A 21,642-nucleotide genomic window follows, 5' to 3' on the forward strand; every position below is an offset into this window, starting at 1 on the left:
CGGGGCATGGCAAAACCCCGGAAGCGCTACGTCTGTCAGCAATGCGGTTCGGTAACCGCGCAATGGGCGGGCCAGTGCGGCGACTGCGGGGATTGGAACACGCTGGTCGAGGACGCCGGCGCCGTCGTGACGCCCTTCCAGGCGCGGCACAATCTCCAGTCCGGCGGACGCGCGATCCAGCTCTCCGGGCTCGACAGCGACATCCCGCTTCCGGATCGGATGGCGACCGGCATCTCCGAACTCGACCGGGCGCTGGGCGGCGGCTTCGTCGAGGGCTCGGCGACGCTGATCGGCGGCGATCCGGGGATCGGCAAGTCGACGCTGCTGCTCCAGGCGACCGCCCGGCTCGCGCTGGCGGGCAAGTCCGTCGCCTATGTCTCGGGCGAGGAGGCGGCCGACCAGGTGCGGCTGCGGGCGCGGCGCCTGGGATTGGGCAACGCGCCGGTCCAGCTGGCGGCGGCGACCTCGGTGCGGGACATCCTCACGACGCTGGGCGAAGGGCAGGCGCCCGACCTGCTCGTGATCGATTCGATCCAGACCATGCACTCCGACCTGATCGAGGGGGCGCCGGGCACCGTCAGCCAGGTGCGCGCCTCGTCGGGGGAACTGATCCGCTTTGCCAAGGAGCGCGGCACGGCGCTGGTGCTGGTCGGCCATGTCACCAAGGACGGCTCGATCGCCGGGCCGCGGGTGCTCGAGCACATGGTGGACACGGTGCTGGCTTTCGAAGGCGAGCGCAGCCACCAGTATCGCATCCTGCGCGCGGTGAAGAACCGCTTCGGCGGCACCGACGAGATCGGCGTCTTCTCGATGGCGACGGAGGGCTTGAGCGAAGTTTCCAACCCGTCGTCGCTGTTCCTCACCAGCCGCGACGAGAGCGTCACCGGTACGGTGGTGTTCCCGGCGCTGGAGGGAACCCGCCCCGTGCTGGTCGAGGTGCAGGCGCTGACGGTGCGGCTCGCCTCCGGCGCCACGCCCCGCCGTGCGGTCGTCGGCTGGGATTCGGGGCGGCTGGCGATGATCCTGGCGGTGCTGGAGGCACGCTGCGGCCTCGCCTTCGCAACCTCCGAAGTCTATCTCAACATCGCGGGTGGCTACCGCGTGCAGGATCCTGCCGCCGATCTCGCCGTCGCAGCGGCGCTCGTGTCCGCGCTCTCCGAACGGCCCGTCCCGACCGATGCGATCGCGTTCGGTGAAGTGGCGTTGTCGGGGGAGGTGCGTCCGGTCGCCCATGGTGCGCTGCGGTTGAAGGAGGCGGGCAAGCTCGGCTTCGGACGTGCGATGGTGCCAGGTGCCCAGGGGGTGGAGGGGACCAGTCTCACCCTGTCGACCTTTCGCAACCTGCCGGCCTTCGTCGATCACATGCTGGGCCGCTGAGGGCACGACTCGACTTCGCGAAGACGCCCCGATAGGGGGGCGAGCAGGCGCTGGGGAGGGCATCGATGGAACTGACCGCACTCGACATCGTGGTGCTGCTGATCGTCGGCGGTGCCGCTCTGCTGGGCCTCAAGCGCGGCTTCGTGACCGAAGTGCTGTCGCTGATGGCCTGGATCTTCGTCGTCTTCGCGATCAAGCTGTTCCACACGCCGGTGAGCGCGGCGCTGGTGGGCGTGATCGGCACTTCGGCGGGCGCGGCGACGCTGGCCTTCGCGCTGATCGCCGGCATCGTTTATTTCCTGGGGCGGCTCGTGGCCAATGGCGTGGGCTCGCGCACCCGCACCTCGATCCTGGGGCCGGTCGATCGCGCGCTCGGCTTCGGTTTCGGCGCGGTGAAGGGCCTGGTGCTGTGCAGCCTTGGCTTCCTCCTGCTGGTGCTGGTGATCGACACCATCGCGGGCGGGCCGAAGCGCCGGCCGGACTGGATCACCCAGTCACGCACCTATGCGCTGCTCGATTCCACCAGCGCCGGCATCGCCGACATCGTCTACCGGCGCCGGCGTGGCGAGCCGATGTTCGGGGAAGCCGCGGCGAACACGTCCTACTGATGATTTTTGGGGCGCCTTGCCCCTCGCACCCAGCGCATCGGCGGTCTACATGCACCGCGTGACCGCGCCGCTCTACAACACCGAGATCCTGCGGCTTGCCGCAACCATCCCCCACCAGCAGCGGCTGGAGTCGCCCATGGCCAGCGTCGAGAAGCGCTCGCCGGTGTGCGGCAGTCGCGTCACCGTCGACCTCAACCTCGATGCCGCGGGGCGGGTATCCGAACTCGGCATGCTGGTGCGCGCCTGCGCACTCGGCCAGGCATCCTCGTCGCTGATGGCGGCGCATGCGATCGGCCGCACGCCCGAGGAACTGGACGCGGCACGCGAGGCGCTGTCGGATTGGCTCGCGGGCGGGAAGGGACCCCCCGACTGGCCCGGCCTCGCCTTGTTCGAGCCGGCGCTACCGCATAGCGCCCGCCACGCCTCGATCCGCCTCGCGTTCGAGGCTGCGGCCGAGGCCGCTCGATCCGCTCGCGAAGGGCGGCCGGGCTGATGGAGGCACATTCCGCCACGTCGTTCGTCCGCGACTTCGCCCCGCTGCTTGGGGCAGCGCTTCTGTTCGTTCTGATCTTCCGCAAGCTGAAGCTCGGCGCGACGCTGGGCTTCCTGGTTGCGGGCGTCGTGGTCGGGCCGCAGGTCCTGGGGCTCGTCGGGGACGCCGAGGCCAAGATGGGCATCGCGGAGCTCGGCATCACGCTGCTCCTGTTCCTCGTCGGGCTGGAACTCAGCCCGTCGCGGCTGTGGCGGATGAAGCGGGACATTTTCGGGTTCGGCCTGCTTCAGGTGACCTTGTGCGGCATCGCCATCACCGGCGTCGTCTGGCTGTTCACGCACTTCACCGTCCCCGCCGCCCTCGCGCTGGGTCTGCCGCTGGCGCTGTCCTCGACCGCCCAGGTGCTGCCGATGCTGCAGTCCGCCGGGCGCCTGAAGACGCCGTACGGCGAGCGCGCCTTCTCGATCCTCCTGTTCCAGGATCTGTCGATCGTCCCGCTGATCACCATCGTGGCGGCGCTTTCGCGCAATCCGGACGATGTGGGCGGCCCCCCGGGATGGATGCTGGCGCTCTACACGGTGCTGGCGATCACCGGATTGATCCTCGCCGGCCGCTTCCTGTTGCGACCGCTCTTCCGCCTGATCGGCAATCTGGGCGAGCGCGAGATGTTCGTGTTCGCGGGCCTGTTCACGGTCATCGCTTCCGCGGCGATCATGGAGGCGCTCGGTCTTTCGACCGCCCTCGGCGCCTTCATCGCAGGGGTGATGCTGGCCGACAGTCCGTACCGCCACGAGCTCGAGGCGGACGTCGAGCCGTTCCGCGCGATCCTGCTCGGCCTGTTCTTCCTCTCGGTGGGCATGCTGCTCGATCTCTCGGCCATCGCCGAGCGGCCGGTGTTCGTGACGGGCATGGCGCTGGCGCTGATCGCGACCAAGGCCGTGGTGATCGGGCTCCTTGCGCTGCTGTTCGGTATGCCGTGGCGCAAGGCCCTGGCGCTCGGCCTCCTGCTGAGCCAGGGCGGCGAATTCGGCTTCGTGCTGTTCGCCCAGGCCCAGCATGCCCTGCTGATCGCGCCCGAGGCTGCCAGCGTGTTCGGTGCCGTCGTCACGCTCTCGATGGCCACGACGCCGTTCCTGATGATGCTGACCCGCCGCTTTCGCATGGAGCCCCAGGCGAGCACCGACGGGCTTGATGGTCCCAAGCACGACGGCGCCGCGGCACTGGTGATCGGCTACGGCCGCTTCGGGCAGACGGTCGGGCAGATGCTGATCGGCCAGGGTATCAGCGTGACGCTGATCGACACGGACCCGGTGACGATCGAGCGTGCCGGCAACTTCGGCATGAAGGTATACTACGGTGACGGCACTCGGATCGATACGCTGCGCCGGGCGGGCGCGGACGAGGCGCAGTTGCTGCTGTTCTGCATCGATGGCCAGCAGATGGAGCCGGGCGATCTCGAAGCGGTGAAGCTCGCCTTCCCCGATGCCGTGATCTTCATGCGCGTGTTTGATCGCCTGTCGATCCTTCGCCTGAAGGGTGCTCCGGTCGAGGGCTATGTCCGCGAAGTGCTCGACTCCGCAGTCGCCATGGCGCGCAAGGCGATGGCGTGCGTCGGCGTCGACGAGACGGAGATCGACCGGACCGAAGAGGCCTATCGCAACCTGGACACCAAGCGGCTCGCCCAGCAGCTCGAGGCGCAGGACCTCTATGCCGGGCGCGAGGCGATGTTCAGCCAGGAACGGGGAAGCGCCGCCCGCGACGGACTTTCGCGCGAGGCGTGAGGGAAGGGAACGGTCGATGAACCTGCTGATGATTCTGGCCGCATTGTCCGGCGCGCTCGCAGTGGGCGCGGGCGCCTTTGGTGCGCATGGCGCCGAGGGCCAGGCGCGGGAATGGCTGCAAACGGGCGGCCAGTATCAGCTCGTCCACGCCGTCGCGGCGCTGGTCGCGCTGCGGCTGGAGGCGCGCGGGCCCGCATGGCTGTTCGTGGCCGGGGCGCTGATCTTTGCCGGTACGCTCTATGCGATGGCCTTCGGGGCGCCGCGCTGGCTTGGCGCCGTCACTCCGATCGGGGGCACGCTGCTGATCCTCGGCTGGCTATGGCTGGCCTGGACGGGCCTGCGCGGCTGAGCTCAGCGCGGCTGCGTGTCGAGGAACGCCGCGATCTCTTCCAGCGCCACGCCGCGATCGACATAAGTCTGGCCGATCCCGTGCGCGAGCAGCAGCGCGAGCGTTCCGCCCTCCATCTTCTTGTCGTGCCGCATATGGTCGACCAGCCGAGCGCCGCTTGCCGAGATCCCGGCCCCTGCAAGGCCGTCCGGAAGACCCGCCGCGCGCAGGTGCGCCGCCACGCGTGCTGCATCCTCGGGCGGGCACAGGCCGCGGCTCGCTGAGAACGCGAAGGCGAGTGCCATGCCTGCCGCAACCGCTTCGCCGTGCAGCAGCGACCCGTCGAAGCCTGCCTCCGCCTCCAGCGCATGGCCGAAGGTATGGCCGAGGTTGAGCAGCGCGCGTCGGCCGCTCGTCTCGCGCTCGTCCTCCCCGACGATGCGCGCCTTGGCTGCGACCGATCGCGCGATCGCGATCTCGCGCGCTTCCGGGTCCCTCGCGAGCAGCCGGTCGGCATTGCGCTCGCACCAGGCGAAGAACTCGGGATCGTCGATCAGGCCGTATTTGGCCACCTCGGCATAGCCCGCGCGGACCTCGCGCAATGGCAGGGTGTCGAGCGTCGTCGGATCGATGAGCACGATCGCCGGCTGGTGAAAGGCGCCGACGAGGTTCTTGCCGGCCCGCGTGTTGATGCCGGTCTTGCCGCCCACCGACGAATCGACCTGCGCCAGCAGGGTGGTCGGCACCTGCACGAACCCGCAGCCGCGCTTCAGGATGGCGCTCGCGAAGCCCACCAGGTCCCCGATCACGCCGCCGCCGAGCGCAATCACATGATCGCGCCGCTCGACCCCAAGTGCGAGCAGCCGGTCCATCAGCAGTTCGAGCGTGGCCCAGCTCTTGGAACCTTCGCCGGCGGGCAGCACGATCGCCTCGCTCGCGATACCCGCGGCCGAGAGCGACGCGCGCAGCGTCTCCAGGTGCGGCGCGACCGCCTCGTCCGCCACGATCGGCATCGGCCTGCCGCGTGCGATCGGCGCCAGCAAATCCCCGGCTCGCGCGAGCAGCCCCGCCTCGATGACGACGTCATAGCTGCGGGTGCCGAGCGAAACGGGAATGGTGGTCACGGGCGGATCGCCTCCAAGATGGCGTTGACGGTGGCTTCGTGCGGGGCCTGCTGGCTGACGATGTGCACGGGCGCCATGGCGTAGAACGGGTTGCGCACCGCGGCGAGCTCGGTCAGCACCGTCTTGGCATCTTTGCCGCGCAACAGCGGGCGGTGGTCGCGCCGGCCGACCCGCTCGGCGAGGACTGCCGGAGAAGCATCGAGCCAGACGGCGAGGCCATGTTCCAGGATCAGCGCGCGCGTCTCTTCGTTGATGAAGGCGCCGCCACCGGTGGCGATCACTTTGGGGCTGCCGTCGATCAACCGGGCGATGACGCGGCGCTCCCCGTCGCGGAAATGCGCTTCGCCGAACCGCTCGAACATCTCGGCAATGGTCATGCCGGCGGCGCGCTCGATCTCATTGTCCGCGTCGACGAAGGGCAGGCGCATGCGGTGCGCCAGCCGGCGACCGACGGTGGATTTGCCCACGCCCATCAGCCCGACCAGCACGATCGGCTTTCCGCTCCACGGCGGTGTCGAGGCATGGGTTTGCAGCATCGTGGCCGGCGCTATACAGCGTGGCGGCGCGCGGGCAAAAAGCTTGTGCGCCCGCTTCGCAATCGTGAGTTTTCGTCCGCCATGTCCCGATCGCTTGTCATTCTGATCGTCGTCCTGCTGGTTCTCGTCGGCGGGCTGTTCTTCCTGGCGGGCCGCCAGACGGAGAAGCAGCCGGTGCAGGTCGAAAAGGCGGTCTCGCTTGAAAATCTCCAGAACTAGCAGCTTCGCCTCGGTTCTGGTGCTGGCCGGCCTCGTCGGCCTGCCGGCGCTGGGCCAGGACGTACCCGAATCGCTGCTGCCGCCCGGGTTCAACGATCCGGTCGCGCCGGCGCCTGCGCCCGGCGCGCAGCAGCCGACGGCACGGCCCTCCGGGTTGCCGCAGGCGCCGATCGCGGGTCCTGCACCGATTCCGACGCCCACGCCGACCCCGACGCCGACCGCAACGGCGCGGCCGGTCGACCCGAAGCTGCTCGCGCAGTATGAGCTGCCGGAATATGCGCGGCGATCGACTGCGCACATCGGCATTGACGGCGCAGGGCTGGGCCGCAACGCGTTCGCCGGGGCCGACGGCCGTATGCTGGAGACGCTGATGCGCCGGCTCGATGCGCCGGTTGCGTCGCGCTGGCTGTCGATCGCGCTGCGGCGTGCGCTCGCCTCGGACGTGGACACGCCTGCGCGAGTCAATGGACCGGACTTCGCCGCCGAGCGCGCCTGGCTGCTGCTGCGGATGGGGGAAGCGCCCACCGCGCGCGCCGTGGTGCAGTCGGTCGATGGCGAGAATTACACGCCCAAGATGTACCAGGTCGCCATGCAGGCAGCGCTGGCGACGGCCGATCCGGCAGCGATGTGCGGCATCGTGGAGCCGGCGCAGCGTGTCTCGCAGGAGCGTGGCTGGCAGCTCGCCCGTGCGATGTGCGCCGGACTTGCGGGCGAGCCCAAGCAGGCGGGCGTGCTGATCGACCAGGCGCGCCGTGCCTTCCGCCGGCGTGCAGTCGGTGCCGACATCGACCTGAAGCTCGCCGAGAAGGTGCTGGGCGCAGGGGCGCAGGGCCGCCGATCGGTGACGATTGAATGGGACGGCGTGGAGCAGCTCAGCGCCTGGCGCTGGGGCCTCGCCAATGCGACCGCCGTGGAAATCCCGGCCGCGCTGTTCGACACGGTCGGGCCGCAGGTCCGGTACTGGAACGCGCTGATGCCTGCGATTCCTCCCGAGCGCCGCGTGCCGGATGCCGAGCTTGCCGCTGCTCAGGGGGTGCTGTCGAGCAGCGCCCTGGTCGATCTCTATGCCACGGTCGGCGAGCTGGACGATTCGCCGAGTGACCTGACCGCCGTCGCACGCGACCTCCGTGAGGCTTTTGCCGCAGCGCAGGTCGCCGATCGCATGACGGCCCTGCGCCAGGTGTGGACCGGCGCGACCGACGTCCAGCGCAGCTATGCACGGCGCGTGCTCACCGCGCGCGCCGCATCGGCGATTCCGGCGTCTGCAGACTATGCTGCGGACGCGGATGCGCTCGTTGCTTCGATGCTGTCGGCCGGGATGGACCTGCGGGCGCTTCGTTGGCGCTCGGTGGCACCGGAGGGCGGTGACGCCTGGGCGATGCTGGCGGTTGCCGATCCGCGTGCCCGGCAGGTGTCGCAGCGCACCGTGTCGCGATACGCCGACGGCGACGCGCGCAAGGGACAACTGCTGCTCGCCGGCCTTGCGGGCCTGGGCAGGCTGCCGGCAGAGGACGCTACGGAACTGGCGCAGTCGCTGGGCGTGCCGATCGGCGCGGAGAACGCCTGGACCCGCGCCATCACGCTTGCGGCCGGTCGCGACCAGCCGGGCACCGTCCTGGTGCTCGCCGCGGTTGGCATGCAGACGCGGGACTGGCGCGGCGTTTCGCCCCAGGCGCTGTTCCATATCGTCGCCGCCTTGCGGGCGGTTGGGCTTGAAGGGGAAGCGCGGATGATCGCTGCCGAGGCGATCGCACGCGCGTGAGCGAAGGCGGCGCGCCCGCCGGCGGCGATCGCATCCTGATCGACCGCTTCCTGGAAATGCTGGCGGCGGAAGCGGGTGCGGCGCGCAACACGTTGCTTGCCTATGGCACCGATCTGCGGCTCGCATCGGACGCGCTCGCGGGCCGGCTTGCCGATGCCGATCGTCCGGCGCTGGAACGGCTCGCCGAAGGCTGGGGTGATCTCTCGCGCGCCACCGTTGCGCGCAAGTCGGCCGCCTTGCGGCGCTTCTTCGCCTTTCTTGCCGATGAGGGGCTCCGCGGGGACGATCCCGGCCGCGCGCTGCCACGGCCCGGAAGCGCGCGGCCGCTGCCGCGGACGCTGTCTTCGGCAGATGTGGACCGCTTGTTCGAGGCCATCGAGGCTCGGATCGCGCGCGATCCCCCGAACCCGCTCGACCTGCGCCTCGCGGCCCTGGTGGAGCTGCTCTACGGTTCGGGGCTGCGGGCAACCGAACTCGTGTCCCTGCCACGCACCGCCATCGCAACCGATCGGCCCTATCTGATCCTGCGCGGCAAGGGTGGGCGCGAGCGGATGGTTCCGGTCTCCGATCGCGCGCGCGCCGCCGTCGCCAGCTGGCGCGCCCATGTCCCGGCAGACAAGGCCTGGCTGTTCCCCTCCGGCAAGGCGCATCTGTCGCGCATCCGCTTGTTCCAGCTGCTGAAGGCCTTGGCCGCGGAGGCGGGGATCCCGCCCGACCGCGTCAGTCCGCACGTGCTGCGCCATGCCTTTGCCACCCACCTGCTGGAGGGAGGCGCCGACCTGCGTGCGCTGCAGGCGATGCTGGGCCATGCCGACATCGCCACCACCGAAATCTATACGCACGTCGACAGCCAGCGGCTGGTCGAGCTGGTCAATGCGCGCCATCCGCTCGTTGACGCCCTCCGCCGGGCACCGTAACCGGCAGCCTGAGACTTGTTCGCCCCGCAGCCCTGTCGCCGCGAGGAGCGGCAGCGCACCTATTCGAGACGGAACCCGAGTTGATGGCCACCTTTCTGGATTTCGAGAAGCCGATCGCCGAGCTGCAGGGCCGGATCGACGAGCTGCGCGACACCGCGGCCGGCGGAGAGGTCGATATCGAGGCGGAGATCTCGAAGTTGCAGGGCAAGTCCGATCGCCTGCTGCGCGACACCTATGCCAAGCTGACGCCGTGGCAGAAGACGCAGGTCGCGCGCCATCCCGAGCGGCCGCACTTCAAGCATTATGTCGCCGCGCTGATCGAGGGCTTCATGCCGCTGGGTGGCGATCGCGCCTTTGCCGACGATTCCGCGATCATCGGCGGTCTCGGTCGGCTCAACGGCCGCAAGGTGATGGTGATCGGCCATGAAAAGGGCGACGACACCGCCAGCCGGTTGAAGCACAACTTCGGGATGGGCAAGCCAGAGGGCTATCGCAAGGCGATTCGCCTGATGCAGCTCGCCGACCGGTTCGGCCTGCCGGTGGTGACGCTGGTCGACACCTCTGGTGCGTTTCCCGGCATCCAGGCAGAAGAGCGCGGCCAGGCGGAGGCGATCGCTCGCTCGACCGAGGCGAGCCTTGCGCTCGGCGTGCCGATGGTTGCCGCGATTCTCGGCGAGGGCGGCTCCGGTGGCGCGGTGGCGCTGGCGGCCGGCAACCGGGTGCTGATGATGGAGCACGCGGTTTATTCGGTGATCTCGCCCGAGGGTTGCGCCTCGATCCTGTGGCGCACGGCCGACCGCGCGCCCGATGCGGCGGAGGCGATGAAGGTCACCGCGCAGGACCTGCAGGCGCTGGGCGTGATCGATACGATCGTGGCAGAGCCGCTGGGCGGCGCACATCGCGACCCTGCTGCCGCAATCGCCTCATTGGGTGCGGCGCTCGGCAACGCGCTGGGCGAACTGGAGGGGCAAACGACGGATCAGTTGCGTCGCGATCGGCGGGCCAAGTTCCTGAACATGGGCCGCGCCTGAGGGCGTTCTCCGGAGACAAAAAAAAGGGCCGGACTGATGTCCGACCCTCTTTTTCCGATCTGATTTCCTTAGAAATCAGGAAACCGAGTTGTTCAGCTTGGTGCCGACCTTGTTGAACGTGCCGCTCAGCGAGCCGCCCAGGCCCGACATGGCAGCGATCGCGGCAACGGCGATCAGGGCTGCGATCAGGCCATATTCGATCGCGGTGGCGCCCTTGGAATTCTTCAGGAAAGTGCGGATCTTCTGCATTGGGGTCTCCAACGTTCGTGCTTCAACATACCCGGCTGATCCGGGTGAGACCCGGTGCAGCATCCGTTGCTCTATCCGCCTGTTCGTTGAAAAAGCGTTTAGGCGCGAACCTGCGATCGGGGTTCAGCGCTGGACGGCGTCGGAGACCTCTCCGTCCGCGTGGTCCCACATGCCCACGACTTGCCGTGCCAACGGGGCCAGCGTCGCCAATGAGGCAAGGGCGATCAGCGCGATGATGAGCGCATATTCGACCATGGTGGCGCCGCGTCGATCGCGCAGCAGTGCGCGGGCTAGGCTTGCAATGACACCCATACGCTGGTCTTTCGCTCGCTTCTGACGACAGGCTAGGCGCGGCGGGTAAAGAAATGCTGAGTGGAACGGGCGCAGGGTTGTTGATGGTGGTCGCTGCCGCCCTGGTGGACGGCGACGGCCGGGTGCTGGTGCAGCAGCGGCCAGAGGGGCTGCCGATGGCCGGCCTTTGGGAGTTCCCCGGGGGCAAGGTGGAACCCGGCGAACTGCCGGAGGCGGCGCTCATCCGGGAGTTGCACGAGGAACTCGGCATCACCGTGGAGCGATCGTGCCTCGCACCGGCGACTTTCGCCAGCGAGCCGCTGGGTGAGCGCCACCTGCTGCTGCTGCTCTACGCGCTGCGCAAATGGTCCGGCGTCGTCGAGGCGCGGCATGCCACCGCGCTGCGCTGGGTCCGGCCGGTGGAACTGCACCGGTTGGAAATGCCGCCCGCAGACCGTCCCCTCATCGGCCTGCTGGAGGCGCTGGTCTGAGCCTAGTGCTTGGGCCGTAGCGCCTCTGCCAGCGACACGGTCGCGCTGCCGCGACGCGCCGGTTTTGGCTGGTCGGGGGAGGGCGCCCAACCGGTGAGATAGATCACCTCGAACTGCTCGGACACGCGCCCGCCCGCATCGGCGCGTTCAGCGAAGCGTGCGGCAGCTTCGGCCAGCGTCGTCCGGGAAAGGGGCGCGCGGTCGACGAGGAGGCTGGTGCCGGCCATGCCGCGCAGGTCCTCGATCAAGCGGCCGAAGCTCGCGTAGCGCACATTCAGGGTTTCGGAATCGGCCACCGGCAACGCGAAGCCCGCCCGCATCAACAGGTCCCCCGCGGATTGCAGGTTCACCTGCGGGTGAACGCGCGCAGCGGGCCGTTCCTGCTCCGCTGCCATCAGCGTTCCGCGCAGCGTCGACAGCGTGCCCCCGCCCGTGAAGGCGGCCAGGAACAGGCCGTCCGGCCGCAGAACCCGGCGGATCAGATTCAGCGCCCCCGGAAGGTCGTTGACCTGATCCAGCGTTCCCGCCGACACGACCAGATCGAAGGAGCCGTCCGCGAAGGGCAGCCGATCCTCGTCGCACTGCACGCCGCCTGCCGCGCGGGCGAAGGCGAAGCCGGGATCGGCGCGAACGATCCGGGTGCCCGGAAGCGCCAGACCGGCATCGAAGCAACCCAGGTCCAGCACGTCGGCGAACTCGCGGGTGACCGCATCGAGTCGTTCGCTCAACCCCTCGATCATGAAGCGGCGCAGGAAGTCGAACTCGCCGAAGCGGGAGGCGATACGGTCGCGGCGCAGGCGGCGCGCGGCGCGATGGAAGATCTCTGGCGGTTGCACGCGGGCGCTTGTGCGCCTTCGCGGACGCGACGACAAGGATGGCCGTGAACGCCGTCGCCGCCCTGGTCCGAGGCAGCATCGCGCTGGCACTGCCGCCGCGATGCCCCGCGTGCGGGCAGGTGACGGAGGCGGATCATCGCTTCTGTGCCCGCTGCTGGGACGGCCTCCAGTTCCTGGGGCCGCCATGGTGTGCCGCCTGCGCGCTACCATTCGATCATGACCGGGGGGAGGATGCCTGCTGTGCGGCCTGCCTGGCAGCACCGCCCGCCCATGCCGGTGCCCGGGCAGCGGTCGCCTATGGTCCGGTCGCGCGCGACGTCGCCCTGAAGCTGAAATATGGCGGCCGGCTTGCCGCCGCGGAAACCATGGCACGATCGATGGCCCGGCTGATGCCCGCGGACGCCGAACTGCTGGTGCCGGTGCCGCTTCATCGGCGCCGCCTGTGGTCGCGCGGCTACAACCAGGCGGCGCTGGTCGCAGGAATCCTGTCGCGGCTCTGCGGCATTCCAACCGATCCTTATCTGCTGGTTCGCACCCGGGCGACGCCCGTCCTCCGCGGCCTCGGCCGGCGCGAACGCGCCAAAGTGCTGGCGGGTGCCTTTGCGGTTTCTGACTCTGGTAGGCCGCGGGTCGCCGGCAAGTCCGTCGTGCTGGTGGACGACGTCTACACCTCCGGCGCGACCGCCAACGCCTGTGCACGCAAGCTTCTTGCGGCAGGCGCCCGCAAGGTGACGGTGCTGTGCTGGGCGCGCGTGCTGGACGAGGCGCATGATTGACAAGCGGGTCCCGCCGACACACCTCAGGCCGCATGGCAAAGATCGAAATCTACACCAAGGCTTTCTGCCCCTATTGCACCCGCGCGAAGCGGCTGCTCGAGAGCAAGGGGGCCGCGTTCGAGGAATTTGACATCACCATGGGCGGCGAACGCCGTGCGGAGATGCTGCAGCGCGCGAACGGCCGCACCACCGTGCCTCAGGTGTTCATCGACGGCCGCCACATCGGCGGCTCGGACGATCTCGCCGCGCTGGACCGGCAGGGGGGACTGGACCCGCTGCTCGCACAATGAGGATCGCCCTGCTGCAGATGACGAGCGGGATCGACCCGCTCGCCAATGCGGCGGTGCTGACGGACGCGGTGGCCCAGGCGGCCGCCGGGGGCGCCGCCATGCTGTTCACGCCCGAGATGTCCGGCCTGATCGATCGGGATCGGAGCAGGGCGGCGGCCGTCCTGACGGACGAGGCCGGCGATCCCGTGCTGGCGGCCGTCCGGACGGCCGCGGCGGAGCATCGCCTGTGGGTTCAACTCGGCTCCCTGGCGATCCGCCGGCCGGACGGAAAACTGGCGAACCGCAGCTTCGTGATCGGACCGGACGGCATGGTTCGCGCTCGATATGACAAGCTCCATCTGTTCGATGTCGCGCTGGCAAGCGGCGAACGCTGGCAGGAATCCGCCGCCTATGCTCCTGGCGAGGCTGTGGTGGTGGTGGACACTCCGGCCGGACCGCTCGGCCTCTCGATCTGCTACGACATGCGCTTCCCCGACCTCTACCGGGCGCTGAGCGACGCGGGTGCCGAGTTGCTTGCGGTGCCCTCTGCCTTCACCCGCCCGACGGGCGCTGCCCATTGGCACGTGCTGCTGCGGGCTCGCGCTGTCGAGGCTGCTGCCTTCGTGATCGCCGCGGCACAGACGGGCGTGCATGCGGACGGTCGCGAGACCTATGGCCATTCGCTGGTGGTCGATCCCTGGGGCACGGTGCTGCTCGACATGGGCGACGCACCCGGCCTGGGCTTTGCCGAACTCGACCGCGACATCCTTCGCGACGTGCGCGAGCGTCTGCCGGTGCTGCGGCATCGACGCGCGATCCCGCCGGTCGAGCGCGTCGCATGATCGTCTTCGATCTTCGCTGCGACGGCGGCCATGTCTTCGAAAGCTGGTTCGGGTCGAGCGCCGACTACGCCGACCAGAAGGAGCGGGGGCTGGTTCGCTGCCCACTGTGCGACAGCGCCTCGGTCGAGAAGGCGGTCATGGCGCCCAACGTGGCCGCCAAGGGCAACCAGCGCGCGGCGACGAATGCCGATCCGATGAAGGCCGCTCTCGCCGCGCTTGCCAAGGTGCAGGAGAAGGCGCTCGAAGGCTCCGAATGGGTGGGCTCCCGCTTTGCCGACCGGGCGCGCGCCATGCACCTGGGCGAGGAGGCGACGGCTCCGATCCACGGTCAGGCGACGCCTCAGGAGGCACGGGCTCTGGTCGAGGAGGGGGTGCCGGTCGCGCCGCTTCCCCTGCCGGTCGTTCCGCCCGGCGCCCGCAACTAAACCGTCAGCCGAGCATCTCGCGGATCTTGGCCGACAGTTCCTGGATCGCGAACGGCTTGGTGATCATCGCCATGTTGGTGCCCAGGAAGTCGGCCCGGATCGCGGCATTCTCCGCATAGCCCGTCACGAACAGGATCGGCAGTTCCGGGCGGTGCTGACGGGCGACTTCGGCAAGCTGGCGGCCGTTCATGCCCGGCAGCCCCACGTCGGAGACCATCAGGTCGATGTGCCGGTCGGAGGCCAGGACGGCGATCGCCGCATTCGGTTCTTCCGCCTCGATGGGCATATAGGCCAGTTCCTCCAGCACCTCGCGTACGAGCAGCCGGACGGAAGGGTCGTCCTCCACCAGGAGCACGGTCTGTCCGTTCCCCTCCGGCACGGACCGGCTGGATGCGGCGTGGTCGTGCTCGGGCTGTGCATCGACCGCGCGCAGGTAGAGCGACACGGTCGTCCCGGCCCCGGCCTGGCTGTGGATGCGGACCTGTCCGCCCGACTGGCGAACGAAGCCATAGACCATGGAGAGGCCGAGGCCGGTTCCCTGGCCGATCGGCTTGGTGGTGAAGAACGGGTCGAAGACCTTCTGGACCAGCTCCGGCGCCATGCCGACTCCCGTGTCGGAGACGGCGATGACCACGTAGCGGCCGGGCTTCACGTCGGGCCGGGTCGCCACATAGGCTTCGTCCAGCTCGACGGTGCGCGTCTCGATGGTCAGCTGCCCGCCCTCGGGCATCGCGTCGCGCGCGTTGATCGTGAGGTTCAGGATCGCGTTCTCGAGCTGGTTGGCGTCGGTCTCCGCCCAGAGCGCGTCGGCCGCAGGCGCGACGTGGAGCGCGATGTTCTCGCGGATGGAACGGCGAAGAAGCTGCTCCAGCGAGGCGATCAGCCCGTTGATCTCGATCGGGCGCGTGTCGAGCGACTGCCGGCGCGAGAAGGCGAGGAGCCGTGCGGTCAGCGCCGCCGCCCGCTGCGCCGAGGTCGTGGCCGCGTCCATGAAGCGGTCCAGGTCGTCAATCCGGCCGGCAGCGATCCGGCGCTTCATGATGTCCATGGCGCCGATCACGCCGGTCAGCATGTTGTTGAAGTCGTGCGCGATGCCGCCGGTCAGCTGGCCGACCGCTTCCATCTTCTGGCTCTGGAGCAGGGCGGCTTCGGCACGCGCGCGGTTCTCCATCTCCGCCTGGAGCGCCGCGGTCCGCTCCGCCACGCGCTCGGCGAGCAGCTCTTCGGTCTGCTTGCGATCGGTGATGTCGATGCCGAAGACGTGGAAACCGTCGACTTCCCCTTGCGCGTTCCGGCGTGGGAGATAGCGGATCTCGGTGTCGCGACGACGCCCGTCCCGGCGGGGCGTCGGGACCTCCATGCGCACCGTTTCTCCAGCCAGCGCGCGCCGGATGTCCGCCTGACGTACCTGATACGCTTCTTCGCCGAGCACCTCGCGGACATGGCGGCCGATGATCTGCTCCGGAGAGACGTAGAACCAGTCCTCATAGGCGCGGTTACCGAACCGATAGCGTCCGCCCCGGTCGACGAAGGCGATCAGGACGGGGAGGGAGTCCGCGATCCGACGCAGCTCGGCCTCGCTTGCGGCAAGGGCCGTGCGGCTGGCCTCCAGGTCGAGCATCCGGTCGCGCGTCTCGAACTGCCGCTGGCGGGAGCGCATCGCGGAATCGGTCGCGCTCAGCAGCGAGGCGACGCTCAGCGGCCGTTCGAGCACAATGGCGTTGCCGGTGAGCTCCAGCAGGCGCGCGCGGAGTTCCTCCGAACCCGTTCCCCTGCTGCGCTGCCGCGCCGCGAGCAGGATGAACGGAATGTCCGACCAGCTCGGCTGGCCCGCGAGCACCGCGCGGAGGGCCTGCGCGCCGAACCGCATCGCCTCCTCGGTCAGCAACACCACGCCGACGTGTTCGTCCAGGCGCGCCGCGACCGAGTTCAGGTCGGCGCAGGCATCGGCGTCATAGCGCTGGTCCCGAAGCAGCCCCACGACGGCTTCGGCATCGCGCCCGAACGGTGCGACCACCAGGACGCGATGACCTTCTGCTGCGGTCCTATGCCCCACGTTCGCGGTTTTCCATCAAGGGCAAGCGCTCGCCCGTATACTCCGGAGTTCCAGTCAATACGCCCTGGAATGCCACCAGCGGCGCCCCTACGCGAATGCCCTCCGCATCGACGCGGAACTCGCGGATCGTGTCCTCATGCGCGCCCGCGCGGTTCTTGAGCACGGAAACCGCCTTGCGGATGCGGCCCTCCGCCTCGAAGAAGCGCAGCAGCATCACCGCGTCCGCGACGTAGGAGATGTTGATGTTCGACGACATCGTTCCCACCAGACCCTGCTGCGGGTTGATGAGGAAAGTGGCGACGGCCTGCTGGTTCAGGAACGACAGCAACTCGTGCATCTGCAGCACCAACTGCTGTTCCTGGGGCATGGCGGCGAGATAGCCGTTGAGGCTGTCGATCACGATCACCTGCGCCGCGTCGCCTTCGACCCGGCGGCGCACGCGGGCGGCGAACTCGCCCGGCGACAGCTCGGCCGGATCGATCTGTTCCACGATCAGCAGCCCGGCGTCGATATGCTTCTGGAGGTCCAGGTTGAACGCACGCGCGCGGGCCAGGAGCGTGCCGATGCGCTCGTCGAACTCATAGATCACGGCCCGTTCGCCGCGTTCGCAGGCGGCATAGGCATATTGGAGAGCGATCGTCGTCTTGCCGGTGCCGGCAGGGCCCGTAATGAGGGTGGAAGTGCCGCGTAGCGGCCCGCCGTCCAGCAGCGCGTCGAGCTCCGGAACGCCGCTCGGAATCGCTTCGCCGACGGAGGCGCGCTGGTGGGCGGCAGCGATCAGCCGCGGGTAGATGTCGAGCCCGCCCTTGCGGATGGTGAAGTCGTGGAAGCCTGCCACGAAGTCGACGCCGCGCAGCTTCTGGACCTGCAGGCGCCGGCGTGCCGCGCCGAACTCGAGCGTCAGCCGTTCGAGCGTGATGACCCCGTGGCACAGGCTGTGGAGGTGGCCGTCGCCGCCGTCGCGCGATGCGGTGAGGTCGTCGACCAGCAGCACGGTCGTGTCGCGTCCGGCGAAGAACTGCTTGAGTGCCAGCACCTGACGCCGATAGCGGAGGGGATCCTGTGCCAGCAGCCGCATCTCCGACAGGCTGTCGAACACGATGCGGCTCGGCTTCACGCGCTCCACCTCGGCTTCGATCAGCTTGATCGTCTCGCCGAGTTCCATCTCCCAGGAATAGAGGATCGACTGCTCGCGGCCGACGCCCAGCACCTCGTCCGCCATGCTGAGTTCGAAGACGTCGAACTCGTCGATGCTCCAGCCGTGGGAAGCGGCGACGATCGCGAGCTCTTCCTTGGTCTCGGACAAGGTCACGTAGAGCGCCCGCTCGTCCCGACGCGCACCTTCGCGCAGGAACTGGAGCGACAAGGTCGTCTTGCCCGATCCGGGCGCACCCTCCAGCAAATAGAGCCGGTTCGTCGGCAGGCCGCCGCGGAGGATCTGGTCCAGACCCTCATTTCCGAACGGGATCAGCGAGGCAGCTTCGGTCATGTCGAGAATGTCCAGCAAGGGCAGTATCGCCCCCTAGCATCGTCTTGATCGGCCGGACAACGACTAGATCCCAGTGATTTAGGGGAGTCCGCTACTTGGATCGCGAGCCGGAAGCCCTGTCCTGCGTTGACGGGCAACCCGCGCAAACTTAGTGGGTTGGCCGTGGCCCCGGTAGCTCAGCAGGACAGAGCAACGGTTTCCTAAACCGCAGGTCGGGAGTTCGAGTCTCTCCCGGGGCACCAGCAGCTCTTCGGATCGACAGGCGCGCACCGGCCCGGTGGGGGACAGTGCGCGCCCGGCGTGGTTAGAAGCGGACGCGGCCGCCGAGGGTGAAGATCAGCGCGTAGGCGTCTTCCAGTCGGCCGTCCGTCACGACCGGCGTCTGCACCGGCGTGCCGGCATAGGCCGCGGTGATGCGGTCGATGGTCTCGTCCTTGAACGCGACATAGTTAGCGCCCGCGTCGATCGTGAAGCTGGGGCTGATGTTGTAGGAGCCGCCGGCACCGAAGTTCCAGCGGTTCGAGTCCGGCACGCGCGCGTCGCGCTCGCCGTCGCGGGTCGGGGTCAGCGTGCGCTGGACACCGGCACGCAGCGTCAGGTCCGGGGTCGCGGCATAATCGAAGCCGCCGGCCAGGCTCCAGGTGTTGCGGTAGTTCTCCGGGATCGCCGAGTTGATCGGGGAGCCGAGCCGGATCGCATCGAAGTCCGCCCAGGTGTAGCGGATGCCCTGGACGTTGAGCGTCAGCGCATCGGTGGTGCGGAAACGACCGCCGACGATGATCTGCGCGGGCGTCTTGAACTTCGCCTTCACCCCGTCGAGCGTGCGGTTCTGGCCCGCGAGAGGACCGACGAGGCCGCTCACTTCCAGGCTGCCCTTGAGCGTATGCTCGATCGCCGACTTGTAGCTGATGCCGACGGTCGCCCAGTCATTGTGCATCTGCACGCCGGCGGTCCAGCCGAAGTCCCAGCCGTCGCCGCTCAGCACCTGCTTGCCGTCCGGCAGCGCGGCCGAGAGGTTCGGGAGCGCGTTGCCGAGCTCCGCATCGGTGTATTCGACGTTCAGCGCCGCGCCGACGCGCAGCCAGTCGGTAACGGCAACGCCGATCGACGGCTGGATGTCGATGGTGCGCAGCCGGGTCTTGTCGGCGCTGTAGCGAGCCCAGCTGTCCGAATCATAGTTGGTGGTGAAGCTGTACGGCGAGGTCACCGCCAGGCCGATCGAGACCCGCTCGTTGAGCGGCATGGCGACCGCGCCGGAGGGGAGGAAGCCGTTGTTGATCGGGTTCTTGGACACCGACTGGCCGCCGATCGGCGCGGGCGGCTGGCCCGGGCGCACGATCACCGTGCCGTCGTCGACCACCTTGCCACGCGGCAGGATCGCGGAGATCGCGATCGAGGCCTCGGCGCTGTCCATCTCGGCGATGGCAGCCGGGTTCCACCACAGCGACTGCGGGCCGGTGTCGGCGACTTCACCCGAAAAGGCGCGGCCGGCGGCGCGAGCCGACTGTTCCTGGAGGTAGAAGGCCTGGGCATGGGCGACGCCGCTGGAGGCGACCAGCCACAGCGGAGCAGCGGCGAGCAGCGAGAACTTGATACGAGGGGACATTTGGCTCTTTCCTGACGGTTGATGCGAAGCGAAGTTAGCGGACGCGGGTCCAGGTCTGCGTCTTGCAGAGCGGGACGAAGACGCAGCCGCGGACCTTGAGCTGGTTGGCGCCGACCGGGGTCACCTTGGCGCTGTAGGTCTTGCCGTCGTCGGCATTGTAGATCGTGCCGTCGACCCATTCCTTGCCGTTGGACTTGAACCCGCCCAGGATTTGCATCCCCTTGAGCGGCCGGCTGCGAAGCGCCGGATTGCTGTTCTTGACGTCCTTGAGCGTGGGGTCGGTGCGCAGGTGATCGGAACTGATCAGGCGGCCGCAGATCGATTCTCCGCAGCGGCTGATCTCGACAATTCCGTTCTTGGTTTCGGCTTTCCAGCGGCCGAGGGCTGCGTCCTGCGGCTGGGGTGCGGCAGCGACCGCCGCTGCGAGCAACATCGTCAGCATCATCGTTCCTCTCCTTACCGCTCGCCTGTGATGGCAAGTCGTGTCCCGCCTTCGCCAGCGCCCCCGGACTATTGGTGCCGGTGGCTGACGAATGCGGAAGTTGCGTGCAGGCTACGGTACCCGCGCCGGCTGTCAACCCTCGTAACAGGGGTTCTTCGCATGCGACATGCGGTTCGTGCAGGAATGCCACACACGTCGCGCGCGCCAGGCGCTGCGGATCGGAAAGTTAGTCTAAGGTTAGGCCAAGACGACACGCCGCAGCGGTGCCGGCGGGCGCATCCGAGGACGGGAAAAGGGTAGGTGGCGAGCATGGCGCCAGTGAAGGAGCTGGCGCCGATGTAGGACAGCCGCGGGGGCCGGTCAGCTTCCGGCGAGCTTCATCAACGCAAGGCCGCTGACGATCAGCAGGGCGGCGATCAGGCGCATGGGGCTGGCGGATTCGCCCAGCACCAGGATGCCGATCGCAAAGGCGCCGACCGCGCCGATCCCGGTCCACACCGTATAGGCGGTGCCGAGCGGCAGCGACTTCATGGACCAGGAGAGCAGGCCGAAGCTCACCAGCATGCCCGAGATGGTGATGACGCTGGGCCACAGGCGGGTGAAGCCGTGCGACTGCTTCATGGCGGAGGCCCAGACGACCTCAAACAGACCCGCGATGATAAGAACGATCCAAGCCAAAGCAACCTCCGTACGAGCGAGGTGCCGGGCCGTCCCGGTCTTGATACCCTTTGGCGGGGCGGGAACGTGGTCGCCGCATGGGGGAGATAGCGGCGGGGATGGGCCGGATCAATGGGGGCTCGAGTACGCGCGCCCAGTCAGTCGCGAGATTGCCCGAAGCGTTTCATGAGCAAGTCGAAGGCGACCGCTTGAGGCAGCGAAATGCCGTTGTCGAGGGGCGTCCGGGCCCGCTAAACCGTTCCTCAGGATGAATTTCAGTTCACCCGTTGAGAAGAACCATCGAAAAGGGGGCGTTTTTGAATCAGGATGGCGTGAAACTGGGTGGTTGTGCCACTCTACTATTATTTGTGGTGTTCGCCGGTTGGTTAGCTGGCTGGCCTGCGTACAAAGTCTATTCGCAAGAAGCCGCGGGTCGAGCCATGTTGGCCGAGGCGCAATCCACCAGGCAGGTTGCTGTCCTTGAGGCACGCGCCAAGCTGGAAAGTGCAAGGCTTCTTGCCGACGCCGAAGTCCTGCGCGCCGAGGGCGCTGCACGAGCGAACCGTATCCTGCAGGACAGCTTGGGAGGCCCCGAGGGATATCTGCGTTACCTGCAGATCCAGGCGATCGATGCGAAAGATGCCAACGTCATTTACGTCCCCACAGAAAGCGGACTTCCAATAACGGAAGCGTCTCGCTTGCTGGGCGCTCCAGCGAGGGCCGCCGAAGATTGATATTCCCTTCCTTGTAGGCGCGTGCTCCCGCGCAGACGGGAGCCGCGGGCGCGGAGGGTGAGGAGGGTGTCATCCCGTGGACAGCCGGACGCCGTTCACCTCGGGTACCCCGGCGAAGGCCGGGGTCCAGTTGGGGTGTGGCGGATGGGGCCCGCTACTTCGACGGCACCGTAGCTGGGCCCCGGCCTGCGCCGGGGTATGCCAGTGGGGGGTAGGCGGGCGTTCCGCGTGAAAGAAGGGGCGGGATTGCTCCCGCCCCTTTGGCTTACAGCTTTTCGGTGAGTTCGGGGACGATCTGGAAGA

Annotated in this window: 25 protein-coding genes and 1 tRNA gene; 16 read left to right on the top strand and 10 right to left on the bottom strand. The window is 68.5% G+C overall.

Annotation, left to right across the window (positions count from 1 at the left end):
- The first annotated feature begins 6 nt into the window (after window positions 1-6).
- The 5 genes from radA (at window position 7) to ABDZ92_RS10370 (ending at window position 4,608) form a co-directional block, all read left to right on the top strand.
- A complete protein-coding gene (gene radA / locus ABDZ92_RS10350) occupies window positions 7-1,377 on the top strand; it encodes a DNA repair protein RadA (RefSeq protein WP_125960947.1) in 1,371 nt (456 codons plus the stop codon).
- A gap of 65 nt (window positions 1,378-1,442) precedes the next feature.
- Entirely contained in the window at window positions 1,443-1,985 is a 543-nt protein-coding gene (locus ABDZ92_RS10355; protein WP_125960946.1) for a CvpA family protein, read from the top strand.
- A gap of 58 nt (window positions 1,986-2,043) precedes the next feature.
- The gene (locus ABDZ92_RS10360) at window positions 2,044-2,478 is read left to right on the top strand and encodes an iron-sulfur cluster assembly scaffold protein (protein WP_125961086.1); all 435 of its coding nucleotides are present in this window, start codon (window positions 2,044-2,046) and stop codon (window positions 2,476-2,478) included.
- Complete coding sequence (locus ABDZ92_RS10365) at window positions 2,478-4,259, top strand: cation:proton antiporter domain-containing protein (RefSeq protein ID WP_125960945.1); 1,782 nt, start codon at window positions 2,478-2,480, stop codon at window positions 4,257-4,259. The genes ABDZ92_RS10360 and ABDZ92_RS10365 overlap by 1 nt, the downstream gene beginning before the upstream one ends.
- Window positions 4,260-4,275: 16 nt before the next feature.
- Window positions 4,276-4,608, top strand: a complete 333-nt coding sequence (locus tag ABDZ92_RS10370) for a DUF423 domain-containing protein (protein WP_125960944.1) — start codon at window positions 4,276-4,278, stop codon at window positions 4,606-4,608.
- A 2-nt stretch (window positions 4,609-4,610) separates the two neighbouring features.
- Here the strand turns inward: ABDZ92_RS10370 and aroB are convergent, their stop codons facing one another.
- Together aroB and ABDZ92_RS10380 are read right to left on the bottom strand one after the other, a co-directional pair.
- Window positions 4,611-5,711 (bottom strand): 3-dehydroquinate synthase, encoded by a 1,101-nt coding sequence (gene aroB / locus ABDZ92_RS10375; RefSeq protein ID WP_125960943.1) that lies wholly within the window; start codon window positions 5,709-5,711, stop codon window positions 4,611-4,613.
- Window positions 5,708-6,247, bottom strand: a complete 540-nt coding sequence (locus tag ABDZ92_RS10380) for a shikimate kinase (RefSeq protein ID WP_125960942.1) — start codon at window positions 6,245-6,247, stop codon at window positions 5,708-5,710. The genes aroB and ABDZ92_RS10380 overlap by 4 nt, the downstream gene beginning before the upstream one ends.
- An 81-nt stretch (window positions 6,248-6,328) precedes the next feature.
- On the opposite strand from ABDZ92_RS10380, the gene ABDZ92_RS10385 reads away from it, so the two are divergent.
- The 4 genes from ABDZ92_RS10385 to ABDZ92_RS10400 all read left to right on the top strand — a co-directional run bounded on the left by ABDZ92_RS10385 (window position 6,329) and on the right by ABDZ92_RS10400 (window position 10,176).
- Window positions 6,329-6,466 carry a hypothetical protein gene (locus ABDZ92_RS10385; RefSeq protein WP_164521272.1) on the top strand — a complete coding sequence of 46 codons (138 nt, stop codon included), beginning with the start codon at window positions 6,329-6,331 and terminating at the stop codon, window positions 6,464-6,466.
- On the top strand, window positions 6,447-8,228 hold the full coding sequence (locus ABDZ92_RS10390) for a hypothetical protein (protein WP_125960941.1): 1,782 nt from the start codon (window positions 6,447-6,449) through the stop codon (window positions 8,226-8,228). The genes ABDZ92_RS10385 and ABDZ92_RS10390 overlap by 20 nt, the downstream gene beginning before the upstream one ends.
- Window positions 8,225-9,145, top strand: a complete 921-nt coding sequence (locus ABDZ92_RS10395; protein ID WP_272695068.1) for a tyrosine-type recombinase/integrase — start codon at window positions 8,225-8,227, stop codon at window positions 9,143-9,145. Before ABDZ92_RS10390 ends, ABDZ92_RS10395 begins: the two co-directional genes overlap by 4 nt.
- Before the next feature lie 83 nt (window positions 9,146-9,228).
- Window positions 9,229-10,176 (top strand): acetyl-CoA carboxylase carboxyltransferase subunit alpha, encoded by a 948-nt coding sequence (locus ABDZ92_RS10400; RefSeq protein ID WP_125960940.1) that lies wholly within the window; start codon window positions 9,229-9,231, stop codon window positions 10,174-10,176.
- A gap of 75 nt (window positions 10,177-10,251) precedes the next feature.
- Here ABDZ92_RS10400 and ABDZ92_RS10405 read toward each other — a convergent pair whose 3' ends face one another.
- Together ABDZ92_RS10405 and ABDZ92_RS10410 are read right to left on the bottom strand one after the other, a co-directional pair.
- Complete coding sequence (locus ABDZ92_RS10405) at window positions 10,252-10,425, bottom strand: Flp family type IVb pilin (RefSeq protein ID WP_125960939.1); 174 nt, start codon at window positions 10,423-10,425, stop codon at window positions 10,252-10,254.
- Between the two features lie 123 nt (window positions 10,426-10,548).
- On the bottom strand, window positions 10,549-10,737 hold the full coding sequence (locus ABDZ92_RS10410) for a Flp family type IVb pilin (RefSeq protein ID WP_125960938.1): 189 nt from the start codon (window positions 10,735-10,737) through the stop codon (window positions 10,549-10,551).
- A gap of 83 nt (window positions 10,738-10,820) precedes the next feature.
- Between ABDZ92_RS10410 and ABDZ92_RS10415 the strand changes: the two genes are divergently transcribed.
- Window positions 10,821-11,207: a (deoxy)nucleoside triphosphate pyrophosphohydrolase gene (locus ABDZ92_RS10415; RefSeq protein WP_241211856.1), complete on the top strand. Its 387-nt coding sequence runs from the start codon at window positions 10,821-10,823 to the stop codon at window positions 11,205-11,207.
- Between the two features lie 2 nt (window positions 11,208-11,209).
- Here the strand turns inward: ABDZ92_RS10415 and ABDZ92_RS10420 are convergent, their stop codons facing one another.
- The gene (locus ABDZ92_RS10420) at window positions 11,210-12,043 is read right to left on the bottom strand and encodes a class I SAM-dependent methyltransferase (protein ID WP_206432204.1); all 834 of its coding nucleotides are present in this window, start codon (window positions 12,041-12,043) and stop codon (window positions 11,210-11,212) included.
- 38 nt (window positions 12,044-12,081) lie between these two features.
- On the opposite strand from ABDZ92_RS10420, the gene ABDZ92_RS10425 reads away from it, so the two are divergent.
- From ABDZ92_RS10425 to ABDZ92_RS10440, 4 genes are read left to right on the top strand one after another with little or no spacing between them, the layout of a single operon-like run.
- Complete coding sequence (locus ABDZ92_RS10425; protein ID WP_125960936.1) at window positions 12,082-12,819, top strand: ComF family protein; 738 nt, start codon at window positions 12,082-12,084, stop codon at window positions 12,817-12,819.
- Between the two features lie 32 nt (window positions 12,820-12,851).
- On the top strand, window positions 12,852-13,109 hold the full coding sequence (grxC, locus tag ABDZ92_RS10430; RefSeq protein ID WP_125960935.1) for a glutaredoxin 3: 258 nt from the start codon (window positions 12,852-12,854) through the stop codon (window positions 13,107-13,109).
- A complete protein-coding gene (locus tag ABDZ92_RS10435; RefSeq protein WP_125960934.1) occupies window positions 13,106-13,930 on the top strand; it encodes a carbon-nitrogen hydrolase family protein in 825 nt (274 codons plus the stop codon). The genes grxC and ABDZ92_RS10435 overlap by 4 nt, the downstream gene beginning before the upstream one ends.
- The gene (locus tag ABDZ92_RS10440; protein WP_125960933.1) at window positions 13,927-14,355 is read left to right on the top strand and encodes a DUF1178 family protein; all 429 of its coding nucleotides are present in this window, start codon (window positions 13,927-13,929) and stop codon (window positions 14,353-14,355) included. Before ABDZ92_RS10435 ends, ABDZ92_RS10440 begins: the two co-directional genes overlap by 4 nt.
- Window positions 14,356-14,359: 4 nt before the next feature.
- Here the strand turns inward: ABDZ92_RS10440 and ABDZ92_RS10445 are convergent, their stop codons facing one another.
- Together ABDZ92_RS10445 and ABDZ92_RS10450 are read right to left on the bottom strand one after the other, a co-directional pair.
- Window positions 14,360-16,411 carry a PAS domain-containing protein gene (locus ABDZ92_RS10445; RefSeq protein ID WP_125960932.1) on the bottom strand — a complete coding sequence of 684 codons (2,052 nt, stop codon included), beginning with the start codon at window positions 16,409-16,411 and terminating at the stop codon, window positions 14,360-14,362.
- The gene (locus ABDZ92_RS10450; protein ID WP_125960931.1) at window positions 16,401-17,900 is read right to left on the bottom strand and encodes an ATPase domain-containing protein; all 1,500 of its coding nucleotides are present in this window, start codon (window positions 17,898-17,900) and stop codon (window positions 16,401-16,403) included. Before ABDZ92_RS10450 ends, ABDZ92_RS10445 begins: the two co-directional genes overlap by 11 nt.
- Window positions 17,901-18,065: 165 nt before the next feature.
- Here ABDZ92_RS10450 and ABDZ92_RS10455 point away from each other — a divergent pair.
- Window positions 18,066-18,142 (top strand) — tRNA-Arg (locus ABDZ92_RS10455).
- 62 nt (window positions 18,143-18,204) lie between these two features.
- On the opposite strand, the gene ABDZ92_RS10460 is transcribed toward ABDZ92_RS10455, so the two are convergent.
- The 3 genes from ABDZ92_RS10460 to sugE all read right to left on the bottom strand — a co-directional run bounded on the left by ABDZ92_RS10460 (window position 18,205) and on the right by sugE (window position 20,626).
- Complete coding sequence (locus tag ABDZ92_RS10460; RefSeq protein ID WP_125960930.1) at window positions 18,205-19,506, bottom strand: OmpP1/FadL family transporter; 1,302 nt, start codon at window positions 19,504-19,506, stop codon at window positions 18,205-18,207.
- A 34-nt stretch (window positions 19,507-19,540) separates the two neighbouring features.
- Complete coding sequence (locus ABDZ92_RS10465) at window positions 19,541-19,948, bottom strand: DUF2147 domain-containing protein (RefSeq protein WP_125961083.1); 408 nt, start codon at window positions 19,946-19,948, stop codon at window positions 19,541-19,543.
- Window positions 19,949-20,308: 360 nt separating this feature from the next.
- Window positions 20,309-20,626 carry a quaternary ammonium compound efflux SMR transporter SugE gene (gene sugE, locus ABDZ92_RS10470; RefSeq protein WP_125960929.1) on the bottom strand — a complete coding sequence of 106 codons (318 nt, stop codon included), beginning with the start codon at window positions 20,624-20,626 and terminating at the stop codon, window positions 20,309-20,311.
- 266 nt (window positions 20,627-20,892) lie between these two features.
- Between sugE and ABDZ92_RS10475 the strand changes: the two genes are divergently transcribed.
- Window positions 20,893-21,339: an SPFH domain-containing protein gene (locus tag ABDZ92_RS10475; RefSeq protein WP_241211854.1), complete on the top strand. Its 447-nt coding sequence runs from the start codon at window positions 20,893-20,895 to the stop codon at window positions 21,337-21,339.
- The last annotated feature ends 303 nt before the right edge of the window (window positions 21,340-21,642 follow it).

Origin of the sequence: Sphingomonas molluscorum (assembly GCF_039522995.1) — a bacterium.
Taxonomy (GTDB): Bacteria; Pseudomonadota; Alphaproteobacteria; order Sphingomonadales; family Sphingomonadaceae; genus Sphingomonas; species Sphingomonas molluscorum.